The sequence below is a fragment of the Haloarcula taiwanensis genome (assembly GCA_002844335.1).
In the GTDB taxonomy this organism is placed as follows: Archaea; Halobacteriota; Halobacteria; order Halobacteriales; family Haloarculaceae; genus Haloarcula; species Haloarcula taiwanensis.
Map to the genome: position 1 here is coordinate 1,253,996 of CP019154.1, position 19,915 is coordinate 1,273,910.

The 19,915-nt window shown below is 63.4% G+C and carries 18 protein-coding genes; 7 read left to right on the forward strand and 11 right to left on the reverse strand.

What is annotated here, in order from left to right; translation table 11 throughout:
* Nucleotides 1–9 precede the first annotated feature (9 nt).
* From BVU17_06430 to BVU17_06440, 3 genes are read right to left on the reverse strand one after another with little or no spacing between them, the layout of a single operon-like run.
* A complete protein-coding gene (locus tag BVU17_06430; protein AUG47179.1) occupies nucleotides 10–489 on the reverse strand; it encodes a hypothetical protein in 480 nt (159 codons plus the stop codon).
* Nucleotides 490–541: 52 nt separating this feature from the next.
* Nucleotides 542–1,777, reverse strand: coding sequence for an ABC transporter permease (locus tag BVU17_06435; protein ID AUG47180.1), 1,236 nt, complete (start codon nucleotides 1,775–1,777; stop codon nucleotides 542–544).
* Nucleotides 1,777–2,484 carry an ABC transporter ATP-binding protein gene (locus BVU17_06440; protein ID AUG47181.1) on the reverse strand — a complete coding sequence of 236 codons (708 nt, stop codon included), beginning with the start codon at nucleotides 2,482–2,484 and terminating at the stop codon, nucleotides 1,777–1,779. The genes BVU17_06435 and BVU17_06440 overlap by 1 nt, the downstream gene beginning before the upstream one ends.
* Before the next feature lie 115 nt (nucleotides 2,485–2,599).
* Between BVU17_06440 and BVU17_06445 the strand changes: the two genes are divergently transcribed.
* The gene (locus tag BVU17_06445) at nucleotides 2,600–3,619 is read left to right on the forward strand and encodes a hypothetical protein (GenBank protein AUG47182.1); all 1,020 of its coding nucleotides are present in this window, start codon (nucleotides 2,600–2,602) and stop codon (nucleotides 3,617–3,619) included.
* A 24-nt stretch (nucleotides 3,620–3,643) separates the two neighbouring features.
* Here BVU17_06445 and BVU17_06450 read toward each other — a convergent pair whose 3' ends face one another.
* From BVU17_06450 to BVU17_06460, 3 genes are read right to left on the reverse strand one after another with little or no spacing between them, the layout of a single operon-like run.
* The gene (locus BVU17_06450) at nucleotides 3,644–4,108 is read right to left on the reverse strand and encodes a hypothetical protein (GenBank protein ID AUG47183.1); all 465 of its coding nucleotides are present in this window, start codon (nucleotides 4,106–4,108) and stop codon (nucleotides 3,644–3,646) included.
* Entirely contained in the window at nucleotides 4,101–5,837 is a 1,737-nt protein-coding gene (locus tag BVU17_06455) for a DNA polymerase/3'-5' exonuclease PolX (GenBank protein ID AUG47184.1), read from the reverse strand. Before BVU17_06455 ends, BVU17_06450 begins: the two co-directional genes overlap by 8 nt.
* Before the next feature lies 1 nt (nucleotide 5,838).
* Entirely contained in the window at nucleotides 5,839–6,291 is a 453-nt protein-coding gene (locus BVU17_06460) for a hypothetical protein (GenBank protein AUG47185.1), read from the reverse strand.
* A 209-nt stretch (nucleotides 6,292–6,500) separates the two neighbouring features.
* On the opposite strand from BVU17_06460, the gene BVU17_06465 reads away from it, so the two are divergent.
* The 5 genes from BVU17_06465 (at nucleotide 6,501) to BVU17_06485 (ending at nucleotide 12,896) form a co-directional block, all read left to right on the forward strand.
* The gene (locus BVU17_06465; protein ID AUG47186.1) at nucleotides 6,501–8,585 is read left to right on the forward strand and encodes a hypothetical protein; all 2,085 of its coding nucleotides are present in this window, start codon (nucleotides 6,501–6,503) and stop codon (nucleotides 8,583–8,585) included.
* A 606-nt stretch (nucleotides 8,586–9,191) separates the two neighbouring features.
* Nucleotides 9,192–10,136, forward strand: coding sequence for a PAS domain S-box protein (locus BVU17_06470; GenBank protein ID AUG47187.1), 945 nt, complete (start codon nucleotides 9,192–9,194; stop codon nucleotides 10,134–10,136).
* Between the two features lie 130 nt (nucleotides 10,137–10,266).
* Nucleotides 10,267–11,196, forward strand: a complete 930-nt coding sequence (locus BVU17_06475) for a rhomboid family intramembrane serine protease (protein ID AUG47188.1) — start codon at nucleotides 10,267–10,269, stop codon at nucleotides 11,194–11,196.
* Nucleotides 11,193–12,005: an endonuclease V gene (locus tag BVU17_06480; GenBank protein ID AUG47189.1), complete on the forward strand. Its 813-nt coding sequence runs from the start codon at nucleotides 11,193–11,195 to the stop codon at nucleotides 12,003–12,005. The genes BVU17_06475 and BVU17_06480 overlap by 4 nt, the downstream gene beginning before the upstream one ends.
* 66 nt (nucleotides 12,006–12,071) lie before the next feature.
* On the forward strand, nucleotides 12,072–12,896 hold the full coding sequence (locus BVU17_06485) for a short-chain dehydrogenase/reductase (GenBank protein AUG47190.1): 825 nt from the start codon (nucleotides 12,072–12,074) through the stop codon (nucleotides 12,894–12,896).
* A gap of 19 nt (nucleotides 12,897–12,915) precedes the next feature.
* Here the strand turns inward: BVU17_06485 and BVU17_06490 are convergent, their stop codons facing one another.
* The 5 genes from BVU17_06490 to BVU17_06510 all read right to left on the reverse strand — a co-directional run bounded on the left by BVU17_06490 (nucleotide 12,916) and on the right by BVU17_06510 (nucleotide 19,351).
* Entirely contained in the window at nucleotides 12,916–14,007 is a 1,092-nt protein-coding gene (locus BVU17_06490; protein ID AUG47191.1) for an arsenic-transporting ATPase, read from the reverse strand.
* Nucleotides 14,008–14,295: 288 nt separating this feature from the next.
* Nucleotides 14,296–16,743, reverse strand: a complete 2,448-nt coding sequence (locus BVU17_06495) for a helicase (GenBank protein AUG47192.1) — start codon at nucleotides 16,741–16,743, stop codon at nucleotides 14,296–14,298.
* A gap of 143 nt (nucleotides 16,744–16,886) precedes the next feature.
* Nucleotides 16,887–17,447, reverse strand: a complete 561-nt coding sequence (locus tag BVU17_06500; GenBank protein AUG47193.1) for a TATA-box-binding protein — start codon at nucleotides 17,445–17,447, stop codon at nucleotides 16,887–16,889.
* A gap of 202 nt (nucleotides 17,448–17,649) precedes the next feature.
* Nucleotides 17,650–18,090, reverse strand: a complete 441-nt coding sequence (locus BVU17_06505) for a deoxyribonuclease (GenBank protein AUG47194.1) — start codon at nucleotides 18,088–18,090, stop codon at nucleotides 17,650–17,652.
* A gap of 70 nt (nucleotides 18,091–18,160) precedes the next feature.
* Complete coding sequence (locus BVU17_06510) at nucleotides 18,161–19,351, reverse strand: CoA transferase (GenBank protein AUG47195.1); 1,191 nt, start codon at nucleotides 19,349–19,351, stop codon at nucleotides 18,161–18,163.
* Between the two features lie 121 nt (nucleotides 19,352–19,472).
* Between BVU17_06510 and BVU17_06515 the strand changes: the two genes are divergently transcribed.
* Nucleotides 19,473–19,913: a methylaspartate mutase subunit S gene (locus BVU17_06515; GenBank protein ID AUG47196.1), complete on the forward strand. Its 441-nt coding sequence runs from the start codon at nucleotides 19,473–19,475 to the stop codon at nucleotides 19,911–19,913.
* Nucleotides 19,914–19,915: the final 2 nt, after the last annotated feature.

Below are 19,915 nucleotides of genomic sequence, written 5' to 3' on the forward strand. Positions count from 1 at the left end.
GGTCCGGTCTCATTCCTCGGACAGCTCGATATCTAGTTCGTCACGCGGAACGGCCAGCCTGAACGTCGGCACGGTCTTCTCAACGGTCTCCACGATACCCTTGTCCGCGAGGCTGCGAAGCGCAGAGCGAACCTCGTCGGTGTCGCGGTCCTCGCCGACCTCGCGGAGGGCGTGTAACACGGCGACGACACTCTGGCTCTCCTCGTCCGGTCCAGCGATTACGTCGACGATAGCCTGCTGGAGCGGGGTGACCGTCACTGTCTGAATCCGCTCGGAGTCTTCCCCGTCGATGAGCGTCGTCGCTTCCGGCGTCGCACAGATGAGGCTGTTGTCGTTGCGGTAGTAGTACTCCTTGAGTTCGGCTTCGAGGTACTGGTGGACCTCGCTTCCGCTGTCCATGTCCCAGCGCTCCTGCAACTCGCCGTTTTTCGTCGGCTGGAGCTCGACGATGTCGGCGAGTCGCTCGCGGGCCTCCTCCGAGAGGGTCATGGCCCGTCGGTACGACGACCACGTATTTCGGTGTTCTGAATCCGGGTAAGGCTCACTCGTGTCTGAGTGCGTCGATCGGGTCGACCCGTGCCGCCCGCCATGCCGGGTAGAGACCGGCGACGACGCCGACAAGGACGCCGACGCCAACAGCCAGCGCCATCCACAGCGGCGCGAGCGAGAACGTCACTTCAGCGTACCGAGTCGCGCCGTAGCCGACGAGGAGTCCCAGCGGGACGCCGAGCAGCGAGCCGATCGTCCCGAGCAGTGCGGCCTCGACGAGGAACACCTGCATCACGTCTCGGTTGCGCGCCCCGACGGCTTTCATGATGCCGATTTCACGGGTGCGCTCGGTGACGCTGACGAGCATCACGTTGGCGATGCCGATAGCGCCGACGACCAGCGCGATGACGGCGATACCTGTCACGAAGCGCGTGATGCGCTCGATAACGTCGCTAATCTCCTCAACGAAGTCGTTGCCCGACCGCGCGACCAGTTCCGTGTCGTCGGCCGACAGCGACCGCGCGTCCGCGTCGCCGGAGATGTAGCCCTGAATCGCCGACTGGGTCTCCGGAATCGCCCGCGGGTCGACGACGAGCGTCACCTGCGGGTACGCGCGCTGTCGCACGCCCGCCGCCGGGCTCTCGACGACGGAGTCGTAGAACGGGTCGATGGGGACGTACACCCGCGGCTGGCGGGCGAAGTCGCTAACCGGGACTTCCCCGCGAGTCCCGTTGACGACGCCGACGACAGTAACGTTCCGCTCGCTCCCGTCAGGCATCGTCATCGTGAGCCGCTCGCCGGCCGTGAGGTTCTCGGCGAACGACCCGGCCATGCGCTCGTTGACGACGACCGCCGACTCCTCGGCCCCGAAGGACCGGCCCTCGACGAGGACGCCGTCGCCGATGCTGGCCGGTCGCACTGCCGTGACCTGCTGTCTGGCCAACGTCCGGTTTCCGTGTCGTATCGACTGGGTCCGGACGATACCGCGCGGAAGCGCCGCCTGCACGCCCGGAATCCCCTCCAACTGCTGGACGTCGTACTCGGTAAACACCGGCTGGAGCGTCCGGTCGAAGTCGTCGTCGCCGGCGGGCGTCCCGAACACGTAGATGTTGCCCGCGTTCGAAGTCTCGATGTCGCCGACGATTTCGGCCTCGACGCTGGCCCCGAACGTGGCGAAGGTGATGACCGACGCGATGCCGATGATGACGCCGACGACCGTCAGCGCCGACCGGAGTTTGTGGGCCCTGATAGACCGGAGCGTGATGCGGACGCTCTCGCCGGCGTCCATCACTGTTTGCCCCCGGAGACGTCCTCGACGGACTGGATGTGGCCGTCCTCGACGTGGACGATGCGCTCGGCCCGCTCGGCGACGTGGCGCTCGTGAGTCACGAGCAGGAACGTGTTGCCCGCCGCGTGCAGGTCGTCGAACAGGTCCAAGATTTGCGCGCCGGTGTCCGTGTCGACGTTGCCGGTGGGCTCGTCGGCGAGAATCAACGCCGGGTCGGTCGACAGCGCACGGGCGATGGCGACCCGCTGGCGCTGGCCGCCGCTGAGTTCCGCGGGGACGTGGTCGGTGCGGTCGCCGAGTCCAACCTCAGAGAGGAGCGACCTCGCCCGCTCGCGGCGACGGGCGCGGTCCCAACCGTCGAAGACCAGTGGCAGAGCGACGTTTTCCACCGCGGAGAGTCGCGGCATGAGATTGAACGTCTGGAAGACGAACCCGACCTCTGTCCCGCGGATGTCGGCCCGCTCGGCCTCGCTGGCCGCCGAAACGTCCTGTCCGTTGACCACGACCTGCCCCGACGACGGCGTGTCCAGCCCGCCGATGAGGTTCAACAGCGTGCTCTTGCCGGAACCGCTCGGACCCATCACCGCCGTGTACGACCCGGCCGCCAGGTCCAGGCTCACGTCGTCGAGCGCCGTCACCGTCCCGCCGAGGTCGTACTGCTTGCTGACGCCCTCGACGCGGACGGTCGTGTTCGCTGGCTCGCTCACGGCCCCGCGTACGGACTGGACAGCAATGAGGGGTTCGACCGTTGTCAGCCCTGACGAAAGTTCCGGTGCTGTGATAGGAGCAACCCACTTACCACTCCAGTCCTAAGGCAGGCCAATGACAGCCAATACCGGACGGAGACTGGCTATCGTCGCTGTGTTTGTCACTATCGGACTGCTGGCCGCTGGGGCGGTCGCTGGTGTGTCCGGCCTCAGCGAGATGGGGCAACCGTCCGGCGACGAGGTGCTGGACCAGACCGAGCAGCGCTACGACGTAGCCGAGACGATTACCGGAACCGCGACTGTGACTGTGATGAACGACTCGGCGTCGAAGACTGCAACGGTCGAATATGCCGCCGCTGAGCCGAACAAAACGTGGGCCGCCGTCACGAGCGAGACCCGGTCGTACGAGATGGGGACGAACGGGACTGTCGTCTGGGCGGTCGGCGAGAACCGGTCGTATGCCCGCGAACTGACTGCGGAGTCCGTGGCGATGAACGACTCGACCGACCCGGTTCCCGAGGAGAACGTCACAGCGACGCTCCGCGGGACTTCAGAGGTCAACGGCGAATCGACGTACGTTCTCGACCTCGAACCGACCAACGAGAGCATCGACGCGCCGAACACGACGCTGTGGGTCGATACCGAGGACTACCGCGTTCATAAGATGACCACTGACGACGGAACGAACCGGACGGAGCTCACCGTCGAGGAGACGAATTTCAACGTCAGCATCGACGACAGTCAGTTCGCCCCGCCGGCTGACCGGGTCGCCGTCACGACCGTCGAAACGTACGACACCTACGACGCGGCTCAGTCGGCGACGGATATGGACCTGCCAGAGTACGAGAACGGGACTTTCGAGGAAGCGCGATATATCAGCCGGCCGGAGAGTACGGCCGTGGTCCAGCAGTACGACGCTGACAGCGAGAACGTGACCGTCCTGAGCGCCACTGGCGCGTTGAGGTACTTGGAGGACGTGGAGAACGGGACGGCAGTGCAGGTGAACGGGCAGAACGCGACCGCAATCGAGCGCGACGACAGGGCTGTCGTCTACTGGACCGAAGACGCTGTCACGACTGGCGTGGTCGTCGAGGGGACGACCGACGAGGCCGTCGCCGCCGCTGAAGAACTGTAGCGACGCCCGCTAACTGTCTGTATTCTATAGCTCTTCCAGCGTTCTCTTGACTGCTTCCCAGTGGCTCCCTTTCCAGAAGTGTTGCCCGCAGTCCGTACAGCGCCAGACCCGTTCGTCGTCCGCGGTCGGTGCGTACTCCGGCGTGGGTTCGACCGGGTCGACCTGCTCGACCGGCCCGTTACAGACGCCACAGTGGGCCGGCTCGTCGGCGAGCGAGAGTCGGAAGCCGGCGTCGGCGAGTTCCCGCAACTGGTCCTCGACCGCCCGTTCGGTGAGGAGCACGCTCTCGGATGCGCGGGCGGCGAGGTCGCTGTCCCGAGTTATCACCAGCCGGTCCTCACGTGCCGCTACAGCGAGGAGATCGTCGTCGGCCTCGGCGGCCCGGTCCAGCGCGTAGGCCGTGTCGTAGCCACACATCCGGAGATAGGTGGCGAGCTTGCCGAGCATCGCATCGAGGGCGAGCCGGTCGCGCGGGGTCTCCTCAGACATCGAGGAACTCGCGGACCCCCTCGGCGTCGCGGGTGTTCAGCACGTCCGCCGTCTCGGCCCATCCCCGCCGCGCCGTGTGGACGCCGTAGCGCAGGAGGTCGAGGTCGCCCGGGCTGTGGGCGTCCGTGTTGATGGCGATTGTCGCGCCGGCCTCGATAGCCTGCTTTACCGCGCCGCCGCCGAGGTCCAGCCGCGCCGGGTTGGCGTTTATTTCCAGGGCCGTGTCGTTGTCGGCGGCGACGGCCGCGAGCCGCTCCACATCCGCGTCCAGTCCCTCCCGGCGGTTGAGATAGCGGCCTGTCGGGTGGCCGATGACGTTCACGTCGGGATGTTCTGCGGCTGCGACGAGGCGGTCCGTGCCGTCGCCGTCGAGCGCGGCGTGGGGTGAAGCGACGACCACGTCCAGTTCCGCCAGCAAGTCGTCAGCGACCGAGACAGTGCCGTCTTCAGCGATATTAGCCTCGACGCCGGTGAACACGTCGATGTCGGCCTCGGCCGCGACCGATTCGACCTCGGCTATCTGCTCGCGGAGCTTCTCGTCGGAGACCCCGACGCCACCGACCATCCCCGGCCCGGTCGCGTGGTCGGTGACGGCGAGGTAGTCGTGACCGAAGTCGGCCGCGCCCGCGACCATCTCCGCGATAGTGTTCCTGCCGTCCGACCAGTTCGTATGGGTGTGGACGTCGCCACGGACCTCGCCTTCGGCCAGCAGGTTCGGCAGCGTCCCGTCGGCGGCGGCCTCGACCTCGCCGCGGTTCTCACGGAGTTCCGGCGGGACCCAGTCCATTCCCAGCGCGTCGTACACCGCGTCTTCGGTCTCGCTGGCAACCAGTTCGCCGGCCCGCTGGTCGTCGTCCTCGACGCCCTCGACATCGAAGACCCCGTACTCGTTTACCTTCAGGTCCCGCTCTATGGCGCGATTGCGGACCGCCACGTTGTGGTCCTTGCTCCCGGTGAAATACTGCAGCGCCGCGCCGAACTCGGCGGGGTCGACCACCCGCAGGTCGACCCGCACGTCGTCCGCGTAGGCGCTCGCCTTCGTCTCGCCGGACTCGATGACGCGGTCGAGCCCGTCCCAGTCGGCGAACCGCTCGACGACGGCGTCGGCGTCGGTGCTCCCGACGAGCACGTCCACGTCGCCGATGGTCGGCCGCCAGCGCCGAATCGAGCCCCCGAGCGCACACTCCTCGACGGCGTCACCAGCGGCCATGTACTCCCGAATCCGGTCGCCCTGTGGTCTGGCCTCGCCCAGCAGCGACCGTTCGTGGGCCTCGCGGGCGAAGTCGATGTTGTCGAGGATGTTCTGCTCGGTCTTCGCGCCGAAGCCGGAGACCTCCTGTATCTCGCCGGCCTCGGCCGCGGCCTCCAGTTCGTCGAGGGTGGTGATGCCCAGTGCATCGTACAGCGAGCCGACGGATTTCGGCCCAACGCCCTCGACCGCCGTGAGGGCGTCCATCTCGACGGGGAGTTCCTCGCGCAGTTCGGTCAGCTCCTCGATTTCGCCGGTCTCGAAGTACTCGACCACCTTCGCGGAGATGGCGTCGCCGACGCCGTCAATCTCGCCGACGCTGTCCTCGCCTTCGGCGGCCAGCCCCTCGATGGCCCCGGGGTAGTCCCTGATGTTCTCGGCCGCCCGGCGGTAGGCCCGGGGCTTGTACTCGACGCCCTTCGCGTCCAGCAGGTCGGCGAACTCTTCGAGCAGTGTCGCGATCTCGTCGTTCCGGCTCATGTCAGTAGCTCCGCCCGGCACGGCCAGTGCCGGAGTCCGCGTCCTCGTGTCCCAGCGCTTTCTGCAGGAATTTCATCCAGCGTTTTCTGTCAGCCGCCTCCTGTGCCTGCGCTTCCTGCTCGATATCCGCCGCACCGAGCTGTTCGAGGGCGTTGAGCGCCCGGTCGATGCCGATGATGGCCGTGGCGAGCTCTTCGCCGCGCTCGTAGCTCACGTCGTTGTCCTCGATTCGTTGCTTTCGCTGGAGGCGCTCGCGCCGCAGGTTCTTTTTCGCTTGCTCGACGCGCTCGCGCTCGCCCCGCGGAACTGTCTCCCGACGTTTGATTTCGAAGACGAACGACCGAAGTTCGATCTTCTCACCCTGGATGGTGATTTCATCGGGAATGTCCGCACCGACAGTCGCGCTGTCGCGTTCGATGCGCTCCAGCAACTGTTTGCGCTCGAACTCTTTCACTACCGGCTGTTAGGCCGGGGTGCCCTTACCCGCTTCGCCCGTGTTCTATCGAGGGTAGCACAGCGTTGCCCATTTGCTACACTCGCGTGTGCCTAGTTAACATCTCAAGCGAACTCTGTGAGCGGTCTCGACCGAGGTCGGCGATATCTTTTTTATCATCTCTATCGTTCGTATGATACGAGAATAACACCGTCCCTCTCGGTTATTATATGACTCTAACCTTCGAACCGCTTGACGACCGTCCGGGACTCGCGGTCATCGACCAGATAGAGCGCCAGCGCTACCGGATACACACGCCCGCTCCCATCGCGCTCAGGGACGCCGCGACCGACGTGTTCCAGTATCCCGTCGGGGACGCCGTCCGGATACGGACCCAGGCCATCGAACTCCCGACGGTCGTTATGGTGTACGTCCGTGACGACGACGGGGCGATAGCCGCTGAGGTCGCACAGTTCGAGTCGGAGACGCTGCCGTCGGACGATTACGTACTGGACCCGCTGACGCAGATAAAGACATATATGCGGGTCGAGGACGCCCAGATTGCCGTCACCGTCGACTCGGACCGGACCCGAATCGAGTTCGATTCCCCGACGGACGTGCTCATCGGCGCTCGGTCCCAGCACGACCGGCCCGCGGCCGCGGTCACGACGACCAAGGACCCGACCGACATGATGGCCGCTGTCGAGACCTTCGGGTCGGCGCTCAAGGCCTACGACCCCGAGCGCTCCTATCCAACGCTTCGCGGCCACCCCCCGGCGCTTGAGATCGGTGAAACGCTGGACATCCCGGCGGCTATCGACAGTCCGGACACCGGTGTCACGCTCGAACTTCCGCCCAATCTCGCGTCGGTTTTCGTCGCCGCACCGCTCTCGTACTACCTCGGAGCCTCGCTCGTCCCCGCATCCGAACCGCGGCTGACGACCGACACCGGATTTACCTACTCGCTCGACACAGCACGAGGCTTCGAATCCGAGGTCGGACGCACGCTCAAACGCCTGTTTTTCCTCGACTGTGTCACGCGCACGGAAGGATTCCATCAGATAGACCTGCACGAACGGGCGGCCATCGAACCGTACGTCGACCTCGACTTCCAATCGCTGTATCAGCAGCCGCTAGCGGAGCAGGTCGCCACCTATCTGCAGGTCCCGTACGACGTTATCGAGGACCACATTCCGAAGTGGCGACTGACGACCCACATCGACCCGGTGCCGGCGAACGCGGAACAGCTCCCGTATGTCGTCGACGACCTCGCCATCGTCCGGACACACCAGCAACAGCGGCTGAACCAGGCGAGCGTTCCGGCGGAGGTCGAGGCCGAGTTCACTCGTGATGATGTCATCACCCGCGCTGCGAGTTCCGACACTGCCACCGCCGCAACCGAGACGGACTACGTCGAACCGCAGGCCGAGGACTCACTGGAACAGGCCTGGATTGGGGACAGTATCCCAATCGGTGCGAGCAAGCTAACCAAAGCAGCGTTCGAACACCGGCTTGACCGCGACACGAACGCCGAGGACATCACGATTCGCGTCGTCCAGAACGACGCCCGGATGGATGAGGAACGACAGCTCGTCGACGACGTGTATGGCACCCGCGACGACCTGCCGTTCGATGTCACGGTCCACGACGACCTGACGACGGCGGAGCTCAGAACAGTTCTCACGACCGACGCGGAGTTCTTCCACTATATCGGCCACACCGAGCATGACGGCTTCGTCTGTAGCGATGGCAAACTGGACGTGACGACGGTCGACTCGGTCGGCATCGACACGTTCCTGCTGAACGCCTGCAACTCCTACAATCAGGGATTGGTGCTCGTCGAAAAGGGTGCAATCGCTGGCATCGTCACGCTCAACGAAGTTCTGAACGACGGCGCAGTTCGCATCGGTGAGACGGTCGCACGGCTGCTGAACTGCGGCTTCCCCCTTCGCGCGGCGCTTACCATCGCACGCGGTGAGAGCGTCCTCGGTGGTCAGTATATCGTGGTTGGTGATGGGGGAGTGACAGTTGCACAGACAGATGGTGGGATGCCAAACCTGCTTGAATTACAAACTACTGAAACCGGTTATACTGTAGAAATGAATGTATACTCGACGGACGGAAATGCGTTAGGCGCTATTATGTACCCGCATATCAATAAGTCTGAAGAACATTATTTAGTTCCGGGCAAAATTGACAGTTTCAGTGTAAATTGCGAGGAATTAATAGATTTTCTAGAGATGCAACAGATACCGGTCCGATATAAAGGCGAACTGCATTGGAGTGACTCAGTAGATATAGATTCTATAAATTGAGCGTTTCAACTAGCCAGCAATGCATCCACTGTGAAGGGAATTATTCAACTGAGTTTATTAGTTCTAGTGTCTATGGCCCGGGGTAAGCACTGTTATTAGCTGCCGCAGTCCCCGCCTGTGACAGTAGCAGCAGGAGGGTGAACAGCGCGCCGGTCATTTTTGGGTGCTCTGCGAGGTATTCGCGCATGGTGGTATCTGACATGATACAACTTCGATGATGGCGGGGAGATAATTAAATTTATTTGAAAAGTACCTACATATTATATATTGTATTAAGCATAGAATTAACAGTCAAATCCAGAAACTAACATCCACAAGACTGGAATCGCACGTTTAGAGGAAAGTAGCGCACGAACCGGTCGTGCGTACACATGAGAGGGAACCAGCGATACCCCCATCAGTAGCGTTTAGTAGCCAAGTATGTAATTGATAATCAGGGTCTAGTATTAATGTATGAATGGAAAATAGCTGATAACTATCTGAGAGATACACGTCCTGCTGGTTCGCTCCGGGGGTCGGACGCAGGGCGGATGTATGCGGCAATCGCTACCAGTTTGATGGAATGGCTGCTTGCTGGCGGCTTTGTCGACACCACCCGGAGGAAGGATGACTTCTGAGGAGCAGTGGCGGCTCGGAGACAAGACAGTTGAGCTGTCCAGTGCGGTCATCAGCGGCAGCCGCCGCGCGGCAACGCGCCATACACCGCTTCTCCGGACGGAATCAGTGGACCGACGCGACGAGCTGCGGACAGAGGTTCCGGTTCCACTTGCGAAAGTCGAGCAGCCTCAGGAGTGTACGGTGTTGCACGTCGATGATGATCCGCAGGTCGGTGAGCTGGTCGAGATGTATCTCGAACGCATCAACGACAAGTTCGACGTCGTTACCAAGACCAGCGCCGTCGCTGCGCTTGACGTCCTCCGGAGCGAGCAGGTCGACTGTATTGTCAGCGATTACGATATGCCAAACACCGATGGACTGGAGTTTCTAGAACTCGTCCGTGAGCAGTATCACGACATCCCATTTATTCTGTTTACCGGCAAGGGCAGTGAAGAGATAGCCAGCGAGGCAATCGCGTCGGGCGTCACGGACTATATGCAAAAAGGAGGGAGGTCAGACACGTACGATGTCCTGGCCAACCGAATCGAGAATGCTGTCGAACAACATCGCACCGAACAGCGGTTCTGGAACGCCCTCTCGTGGTATCAGCGGCTCGTTGAACAGGAGCTTGCGGGCGTCTGTATCATTCAGGACGGGGCGTTTGTCTACGTGAACCAAAAGCTAGCTGATATTTTCGGCTATGACCAGAGTGAACTCATCAACGAGTCTCCGGCCCTCCTCACGGCGGAAGGCGACGGCGACAGACTACCTGAGTCACTCCGAACAGCAGAGTCAGACGAGCTCGATACGTTCCACTCGGAGTTTGAGGGGCGACAGGCCGACGGTGAAACGCGTCCCATCGAAGTATCCGGCGGGTCGATTGAGTACGACGGCGACCCGGCGTGGATAGGCGTGCTCCGAGACGTCAAAAGCAATCCCGGTACTGGCGAGTAAGTCGCTGTTTGGCTGCTGCGTACAGCCCTTTGCTTTTCCGACTCAGACATCGCAGTATCATCGTAGTCTGCCGGTGACTGGCCCAGTATAAGCACAATCCATTTCCACGGCCCACTCCTACCGTAGTATAATGTCGGAGTGCGATGCCTGTGGGAAGCAGGAGAACATGCCGTATCAGTGCGGGCACTGTGGTGGGACCTACTGTGCGGAACACAGACTGCCAGAGGCCCACGATTGCCCCGGACTTGACAACTGGAGCGATCCGGGCGGCGTGTTCGACAGCGGGTTCGACGAGAGTGTAAACACCGGTCAGACCTCCGGTGGCGTCGCCGACCGGCTCGGTATCGACACCGGGCCCGGCGGGCCGCTGGCGTACTTCCGGGGGAACGTCACGTACCTGTTCTTGGCGATTATGGGTATCGTGTTCATCCTCGAACACGTTGTCATTCTCTCTCTGGGCAGCGACGCGTTTCAGACGCTGTTCGTCCTCCATCCGAACAATCCCGAGTACGTCTGGACCTGGGTCACGTCGGTGTTCTCACACGCTCCCTTCGGGTTCTATCACATCCTCGGCAACGGGATTATTATCTACTTCTTCGGCCGGATCGTTGAGCAGCAGATTGGGTCGAAGAAATTCGCGGTCTTCTTCCTCGCTTCCGGCGCGCTGGCCGGCCTCGGACAGATTGCAATTCAAATGGTGCAGGGCACTTCCGCCGGCGTGCTCGGAGCCAGCGGCGCGGCGCTGGCGATTATGGCGTTTCTGACCGTCTTGAAACCTGACCTCCGCGTATACCTGTACTTCTTGATTCCCGTTCCGATCTGGGCCATCACCGGCTTTTACTTCCTGTTGAGCATCTTCGGATCGCTCAATCCGATGGGGGCCGGCCTGCTCGGCGGTAACATCGCGCACCTCGCCCACCTCATCGGCCTCGTCATCGGACTCTGGTACGGCCAGAAAATAAAGGGACAGGCCCGGATCCCCGGCCAGATACAGTTCGGCGGTGGCGGCGGCCCCGGTGGACCGGGCGGTCCCGGCGGTCCCGGCCGGCGTCGTCCGTGACGATGCAGCTGGTTCGCCCCGAGTTGGTCCCCGACCCGTCGCTCTCGCAGGCCGAGATGGAGGCGCTGCAACGCGACATCGCCGAGGATGCGCGGTTCGAAGACGACCTGGACTTCTCCCCCGAAACCATCGCGTCCGCTGGGGATGCACCGGTCGACGACCAGACGACGCTGCGGACTGGCGACGGGGCCGCTGACCCACCGCTCGTCGCCGGCGTTGACCAGGCCTTCGTCGACGACAAGGCCATCTCGGCCATCGTCGTCCTGCGTGGCGGCGAGGTCGTTGAGCGGGTCAGCGCTGTCGAGCAGACCGAGATTCCGTACATTCCCGGCCTGCTGTCGTTCCGTGAAGGCGGCGCAATCCTGGCCGCGTTTGCGGAGTTGGAGATTGACCCCGACGTAGTGCTGGTCGACGGCAGCGGCCGCATTCATTTCCGGGAAGCCGGGCTGGCGACACACATCGGCGTCACACTGGACGTGCCAGCTGTCGGCGTCGCCAAGAATCTCCTCTGTGGCACGCCGGAGCAGTCGCTCGAGGAGACATACCCGGAAGGGGCGCGGATTCCGATTACTGCCGACGACAGCGTTGAGACCTGCCCTGGTGGAACGGTTATCGGTCACGCGCTCCAGACGCGTCAGTACGATTCACCGAACCGGTATATCAATCCGCTCATCGTCAGCCCCGGCCATCGCGTCAGTGCATCCACGGCGGCGGATATCGTCGACGCTACCACCGACGGCTACAAGCTCCCCGAGCCGACCCGACTGGCCGACAGCTACGCCGATGGGGCAAAGGCGTCCGTGGAGTGATGCTACGGTATCTGCGTCGGATAACCGACAGTATAACTTCCCGGGGTGTGTTCTCCCGGCCAACACATGGCGAAGACGGTGCTGATTACCGGAGCGTCCTCGGGTATCGGGCGGGCGAGTGCCGAGGCGTTCCTGGCCGACGACTGGACTGTCTGGGCGACCGCTCGCGAGGAATCGGACATCGGCGATCTCGCCGAAAACGGCTGTCAGACCGCCGAAATCGACGTGACGAACCCCCGCGAGTGCGAGCGGGTCGTCGAGGCGCTCGTCGACGCCGAGGGACGGCTGGACTGCCTCGTGAACAATGCCGGGTATCCGCAGTTCGGCGCAGTAGAGGACGTGTCGACGGCGGCGCTCCACGAGCAGTTTGACGTGAATCTTTACGGGCCGCATCGACTCATCCGCGAGGCCCTCCCGCACATGCGGGCCCGCGAGAACGGCACTATCGTCAACGTCTCAAGCGTTGCAGGCCGAATCGCGTTCCCGAACCAGGGGAGCTACGCCGCCTCGAAGTTCGCGCTGGAGGGCCTCAGCGACGCCCTCCGGATGGAAGTCGAGGAGTTCGGCATCGACGTGGTGCTGGTCGAACCCGGGCCGGTCGAAACCAACTTCAGCGACCGCGCTGACGAGGAACTCGACAACCTGGAAACGTCCGGCGCGTACGACTGGCTGTATCAGGCCCACGCGGATTCGAGCCTCGTCGGCATTCAGGACGCGCTCTCGGTCACGCCCGGGACAGTCGCGCTGACCATCCGCGATGCCGCCAACGCCAGCGATCCCGAACCGCGGTATCCCGTTGGGCAGGGCGCGCAACTGCTGCTCATGCTCGATTACCTGCCGGCGCGGTGGCGTGACGCGGCGTTCGGCGTTATCCGGAAACTGACCAGCTAAGCCGCGGCTGTCGCCTCTCTCAGTCCAGACAGGCCGCGACAACCGACAACAGGCGCTCGCCGCGCACTTCTTCGGCGAACAGCGGGACTCGGCGCACGTCGTGGCCGCGGAACATGTCCTGTGATCGGGCCAGCGCGTCTTGCTGGACTTGCCAGCGCCGCGCGCAAAACTCGCAGTCGGCGTGGTTCGGACCGGCGATGTCCACGTCCTTGCCGAGCACCTCGCTCGGGTCCTGCATCACCCGATTGACGACGACGGTGCTGACCGGAATATTAAACTCGTCGAGTTGAGCGAGCAAGCGCTCGGATTCGACAACAGACAGTTCCTCGGGCACCATCACGATGCGGAAGTCCGTCTTCCGGGGGTCCTGCAGAATCGACCGCAGGTGCTCGATTCTGTCCGACAGCTCCTGAAGATCCTCGATGCCGGCTTCGGCGTCGACCTCGTCGTCATCGCCACCGAACATCCCAGTGAGGTTGTCCATCATCCCCGAGAATCGCTCGCGGAGTTGCAGAATCTTCCCGACCATCGAATCCATCGTCTCGGGGAGTTCCAGCAGTCGGAGCGTGTGGCCGGTCGGCGCGGTGTCGATGACGACGCGGTCAAAGCGGTCGTCGTCGACGTAGTCCAGCAGGAGTCGGAGCGCCGCGGCTTCGTCGGCTCCGGGCATCGAACCACCGAGCAGTCCGTCCTCGCCGCCGATGGGGTCCTCGGCCTGGCTTGGACCTGCCGCACCGCCCGCACCCCCACCGAACATCCCACCGCCGCCGAGGAGTTCGCCCACACCGCCCAGTGCGTCCTCCTCGACGCCCAAGGGCCCCTCGCCCACGGCGGCCTCCGGATCGATCTCTGCGGCGTAGAGGGGAATATCCTCCCGGATGCGCGTCGGTGTCGCCGGGATATCCGCATCCAGCGTGTCTGACAGGGAGTGGGCAGGGTCTGTGGAGACGACGAGCGTCGCCGTGTTATCTCGCGCGGAGGCCAGCGCCGTGGCTGCGGCACACGTCGTCTTGCCGACGCCGCCTTTCCCGCCGTAGAGAACGTACTCCGCCGCGTCGATTCCCGCGGGTGCGTCGATATCGTCGACCGCCTCGACGTCGAGTTCGCTCATGCCAGAAGCTACGCTCGTCCGGCCTTGAGTACTTCCCGAAAAGGAGTTGTCCTACTGTCTCGAAGACCGCGCTTCACGGACATCGGCGCCGTCACGGAGTTTGTCCTCACAGTTCGGACAGACCCGAGGACCGTGACCCTCGACGGCTTCTGGTGTGAAAACCCGTACGTACTGCTCGGTTACGAACTCGCCGCAGTTCTGACACTCGGGCATCTATAGGTACACTCGTTCCACGATGTATATGCCTTCCGCTGCCAACGATTTCTTCCGGTTGATACGCAGGCGGCGTTACCGGTGGTCGGCCCAGAATGAGTCCAGTTGGCTCGCAAGGAAGTCCGGCGTCATTCGAGTGAACTCCTCGCGCTCGCCCGCCGGCAGGTACGGATACACTGAATGTCGTGCGTCCGGTGTGTACCGACAGCCGACCAGTGCCCGCACGCCGACTTCGTCGATGCCGCGGATGACGCGGCCGATAGCCTGGCGCGCGCGCCGCACAGCCGGCACTGTCAGGGCGTACTCGAAGGCGTTGTCCTCGCCGAAAGCGTCGCCGTATGCTCGCTGGACACCTCGGACGCGGGGCGAGCCGATGTTCACGAGCGGGATGCCGACGACCGCACAGGTCGAGAGCTTCTCCCCGTCGTAGTCGACACCCTCAGTCAGCGTCCCGCGCGTCGACGTGACCATCACCTTCCCGTCGCCGCTGAAGAACTCGCGTTTCAGCCGCTCGGTCTCCTCATTGCTCGAAGACTCGTCGACGAGGACCGGCTTCTCGACGGCCTCCTGCAGGTATGCGCCGGCCCAGCGTGCCTCCCGATAGTTCGGCATCGCCACCATCACATTTCCGGGTGAGCGGGCCAGCGCGCGCAGCGCCTGTGCGTACTCGTCGCGCGTCGGGTTCCAGTTCTCCCCGAGCGGTCGCATCGTTTCGGGGTCGCCGCGGTTGCGGGCGGTAAACGGCGTCGCGTCGACGAGGTACGATGCCCGGTTTTCCGCCGGGAACGGCAAATCGTAGGTCGTCGACCGGACCGGCCGTCCGTCGCCGGATTGCTCGTCCGGAGCAGTTGACCCTGTCTCGGCCATCGAGTCCAGTCCCGACACGCGAGTAAACACGTCCAGCGGCTCCAGCGTCGCACTCATCAGAATACCGCCCCCGAGTTCGTCGAAGACGTTCCGCAGGGCCGTCGCTGGCATACAGTTGTAACACACTAGACCCGGCGTGTACACGGTCTGGTAGTCGACATCGAGACCCTGTCCGTGGTTCGGTGAGTGCTCCAGTTCAATCTCTCGGAGGAACGTCGCGTGGTCGCGCTCCCACCATTGCCCGGCCAGCACGCCGACGGCGGCACACACCGGCTGGCGGGTCAGGCCCAGTTGGTCGATTGCGTCCTCGACCGCGGCCCCAACTTTCGACAGCGAGCGCCAGAGCGACCCGTCGTAGCCCTTGCGCTCGGCCCACTCGGTCAGTTCGTCCTGCTCAACCGTGTCGGGGTCCCGGAGCGGAATCTCCCTATCGTGTTCCGGCAGGGTCGACGGGTCCGCGCGCCAGCCCTCGTGTTCGGTGTCAAGGAACGACTCGATGCGGTCGTCGAGCCACCGCACGAGGTCGTCGTAGAACTTCCGGGCTTGGTCGACCGCGTCCAGCGGGACCTCCCGAGCGGACAGCACCTCGCGCACCTGCGCCTTGTGGTCGGCGCTCTGCTGGGCGCGCTGAATCAGCATGTTACAGTCGTTGCGCGCCTGCACGATGGTCTGGCGGCCGATGCGGTCCGACAGGAGGTCCCGCACGCGCTCTTCGAGCCGATGGGCCTCGTCGACGATGACGAGCGTCTGGTCGTCGAGCACGTCCGACAGGAGCGGGCGAGAGCCCGGGTCGAACAGGTGATTGTAGTTCCCGACGATAACATCGGCCTCGTTCAGCAGCACGCTCATTACCCGGTGGGGACAGGTCCCTCGTTCCGTCGCCGCTGGGAGGTAGTCGTCCATCGTCACGACGTGCCCCTCCCCGGCGGAGAAATCGACGGGCGAACCCTTGTTGCGGGCGTACCAGTCCGCCTCGAACGGACAGTATAGCGGCGGGTCTGATCCCTCTGCCAGCGACTCCGGGGCCGTTGGCTGGGCCCGCCGGTACGGTGAGGCCGCGCCCGCGGTCGAGAGCGTGTCGTCACCGAGGGTCGACTGCTCGGCCGCGTCGGGGCGCGCGGCCGCGGCAAGGTCCTGTCCTATCCGTGGGTCCCACCACTGGTCGTCGTCGGCCTCACCGTCGATTGCGGCGTCTGCGACAGCCGCGCCGTCCGAGCGCCCATCGTCTTCGACTAACCGCGCTGTCGTCTCCCTGAGGTCCTCACACCGGTCGTGCGTACCTACATCGTCCGGGAACTGACCCTCACGACCGTACGGGCAGAGGTCGCGTTTGCCGACCAGCGAGATGCCGTCGAAAGGCTCCTCGATACCGGCGTTGAGCGCTCGCAGGTCGTCGACAAACTGCTGGAGTTGCTGTTTGACCGGCGTGACGACGACCATCCGCTCGTACAGGTCCGTATCGCGAACCAGCGTCGCGCCGGCGGTGAGCGCGGCCATCGTCTTGCCGGTCCCGCATGGCCCTTCCATTGCGAGAAAGCCGCGTGCCTTGCCCGCCTCGATGGCTCGCTCGACGGCGTCGGCCTGGTTCTCGTACGGCTCGTCGAAGCCGAAATACGTGCGCCAGGACTCCGTGCCCGTCGATGCGGGGTCTGCCATTGAACCGGGGTTAGTCGCCTTCGTATTTGAACCGCAGGGTTCCTCGCCGTCGCAGCTGCTCAGTGCGAATCGCGTCAGAGCCGCAGTGAACCGAAAAACGGGCTGTGACTGACCGCCGTCGTCCAGTCACCGGCACCGAGCCGTTAGTCCAGCAGACCGAGGTCGCTGAGCCGCTCGACGATAGTATCGACGGCTTCTTCGGCGTCTTCCTTTCGCTTGCCACCAGTGACGACGAGCTTCCCCGAACCGAACAGCAGCGCGACCACGTCGGGTTCGTCGAGCCGGTAGACGAGACCCGGGAACTGCTCGGGCTCGTACTCGATGTTCTCCAGCCCGAGCCCGATGGCGATGGCGTTGAGGTTGAGCGAACTCCCGAGGTCCGCGGAACTGACAATGTTCTGGACGACGATTTCCGGGTCATCGTCGACCTGGATGTTCAGGTCACGGAGCTTATCGAAGACGATGCGCAGGCTCTGGTGGACATCGTCCGTGGATTTCGCACCCGTGCAGACGATCTTGCCCGACCGGAAGATGAGCGCGGCGGATTTCGGGTCCTGTGTCCGATAGACGAGGCCCGGGAACTGCTCGGGGTCGTAGTCGGCGCCTTCCAGGTCCATCGCGACGCTCTCAAGGTCGAGTTCTTGTCCGATACCGGTCGAAGCAACGACATTTTCGATGTCAATGCTCTCTTTTGGGTCGACCATATAGTGTTTTAAATACCGGATTTAAATCATATAAACGTTTGTGATGCTGTGATTACTAGTCGTTCTTCGACCTCTACCACGTCCGACAGATTCCATTCAAGTAGGTGTCTGTCGGTTGAGCGCTTCTGCGTTGGCCGGGTATTCCTGCCCTTCAGGCTGCCGGCCCGGCCGTCACTGGGCCGTTAAAAACGAACCTGTAGCGCTATACGGTCCGACCGTCGTTGTCGACGACGCTCGCGAACGCGACGTTTTCCTGTACGGTCTCGATTTCGACGGTCGGTGAGTCGCCCGGTTCGCCGTCGGGGACGATGACGACGTATCCGCGTTCGACCTTGGCAATGCCGTCGCCCTGATCGCCGAGCGATTCGATGGTCACGTTTCGGATTTCGCCCTCGTCGACCGGCGGCTGCGGGACGCCAGTGTCGACCCGGCCCGGGTCGGTCTCCTGTTTGGCCGTCTGTGTCGGGGTTGCCGTCGATGAGCCGGCGTCGACCTGCGAAAGCAGGCCGACACGGTAGGTCTCGCCCGGTGAAACTGCGCCGTGGGAGACTTCACTTTTCGGAACTTCGACAATATATCGGTCCCCGTCAGTCTCTATTTGGGCACTGAACAATGTACTGAGCGCGTCTGGAACTTCGACCATAGCCTATTCTACGGCTCATGATAGATAATGGTCCTGCCCTGTTGTGGTGAAAATTGCCGGCAGTTGTCGATTAGTCGTCGCCTTCGACGCGATTCGTTTCTGTCCCGACCCCGGCTTCGTCGAGCAGTTCCGTCCTGTGCTCGTCTAGCAGCGGTGCGCGACCACTAGGTGAGGGCATCGTCTCGGTCATCTTTATCGGACTGCCAGCGATGGTCATCTGGCTCTCCGCGCCGGGTTGCTCCACCTCGGCGAGCATCTCCCGGTCGTGGATGTGGGGGTCTTCGAAGATGTCCGCGGTGTTCTGGACTGGCGCGGCCGGCACACGCCCTTCGAGCAGACCGAGGAGCGTCTCCGAGTCGATGGTGGCGGTCCAGTCAGCGATCTCGCGGCGCAAGGACTCCCGGTTTGCGAGCCGGCTGCCGGCGTCGGGGTAGTCCGCGGCGAGGTCCGGGCGCTCCATCGCCTCACACAGTGCCTCCCAGTGGCCGTCGGCGAACGCCGCGATGACGACGTGGCCATCGGCAGCCTCGAAGGAGTCGTACGGGAACAGCGTTGGGTGGGAGTTCCCCTGCCGGGTCGGTGACTCGCCGTCACAGGAGTACTGGTACACCGTCCGCTCACATAGTGACACCATCGAGTCGTACATCGCTGTATCGACGTATTGCCCTTCACCAGTACGCTCGCGGTGATGGACGGCCGCGAGGATGCCGACGGCGTTCAGCACGGCGGTGAAGAGGTCGCCGACGCCGGGGCCGACCTTCGTCGGAGGGCCATCCGACTGGCCGGTGATTTCCATGACGCCGCCCAGCGCCTGTGCAATGAGGTCGAACGAAGGCTGGCCCTGCCGGTGAGTTTCGCCCGTCCGCGGGTCGCCAAAGCCCCGGATCGAGGAGTAGATGAGGTCTGGGTTGTGTTCCCGCAGCGTCTCGTAGCCGCAGTCGAACTTCTCCATCGTGCCGGCCTTGAAGTTCTCGACCACCACGTCTGCGCGCTCGACGAGCGAAAGGAACGCCTCGCGGTCTTCATCGGCCTCCAGATCGAGTTCGAGCGAGCGTTTCCCACGGTTGACGCTCTGGAAATACCCGCCGTAAGCCTCTTCATCGCCGTCGTTCACGAACGGTGGGTTCGACCTGATGAGGTCGCCGCCGGGGCGTTCGACCTTTACCACGTCCGCGCCCATGTCCGCGAGCAACATCGTGCAGTACGGTCCGGCGAGGACCTGTGTCAGGTCGAGCACACGCAAGTCGTCAAGCGCACCCATGCAAAAACCACGACGGGGCGGCCGCATAAACCTTCTTGAACGTCCGTTATAAATTCTTTAAGGCCATATTATCATGAAAGACCATTAGGTTTATCACTGCCCGACGACGACGACGTAGTACATGCCCCGGACCGTTATCCTCGGCGTGATTGGCTCCGACGCGCACGTCGTCGGCATCACGATTCTAGAGCAGGCGCTCTCGGCCGCTGGCTTCGAGGTCATCAACCTCGGCGTCCAGACGTCACAGGACGAGTTCGTCTCCGCCGCGAAATCTCACGACGCCGAGGCGGTACTGGTATCCTCGCTATACGGGCACGCCCGCCAGGACTGCGAGGGGCTGCACGACAAGTTCGACGACGCTGGACTCGACGTGCTCACCTACGTCGGCGGGAACCTCGCCGTTGGACAGTCCGACTTCGAGGAGACGCAGGCGACCTTCCGACAGATGGGTTTCGACCGCGTCTTCGACGCGGAGACGGACCCGGAGGAGGCAATCGAAATGCTCCGCGAAGACCTGCAACTGACGACAACAGAGACGGAGCAGATCAGGGTTGACGGGTGACT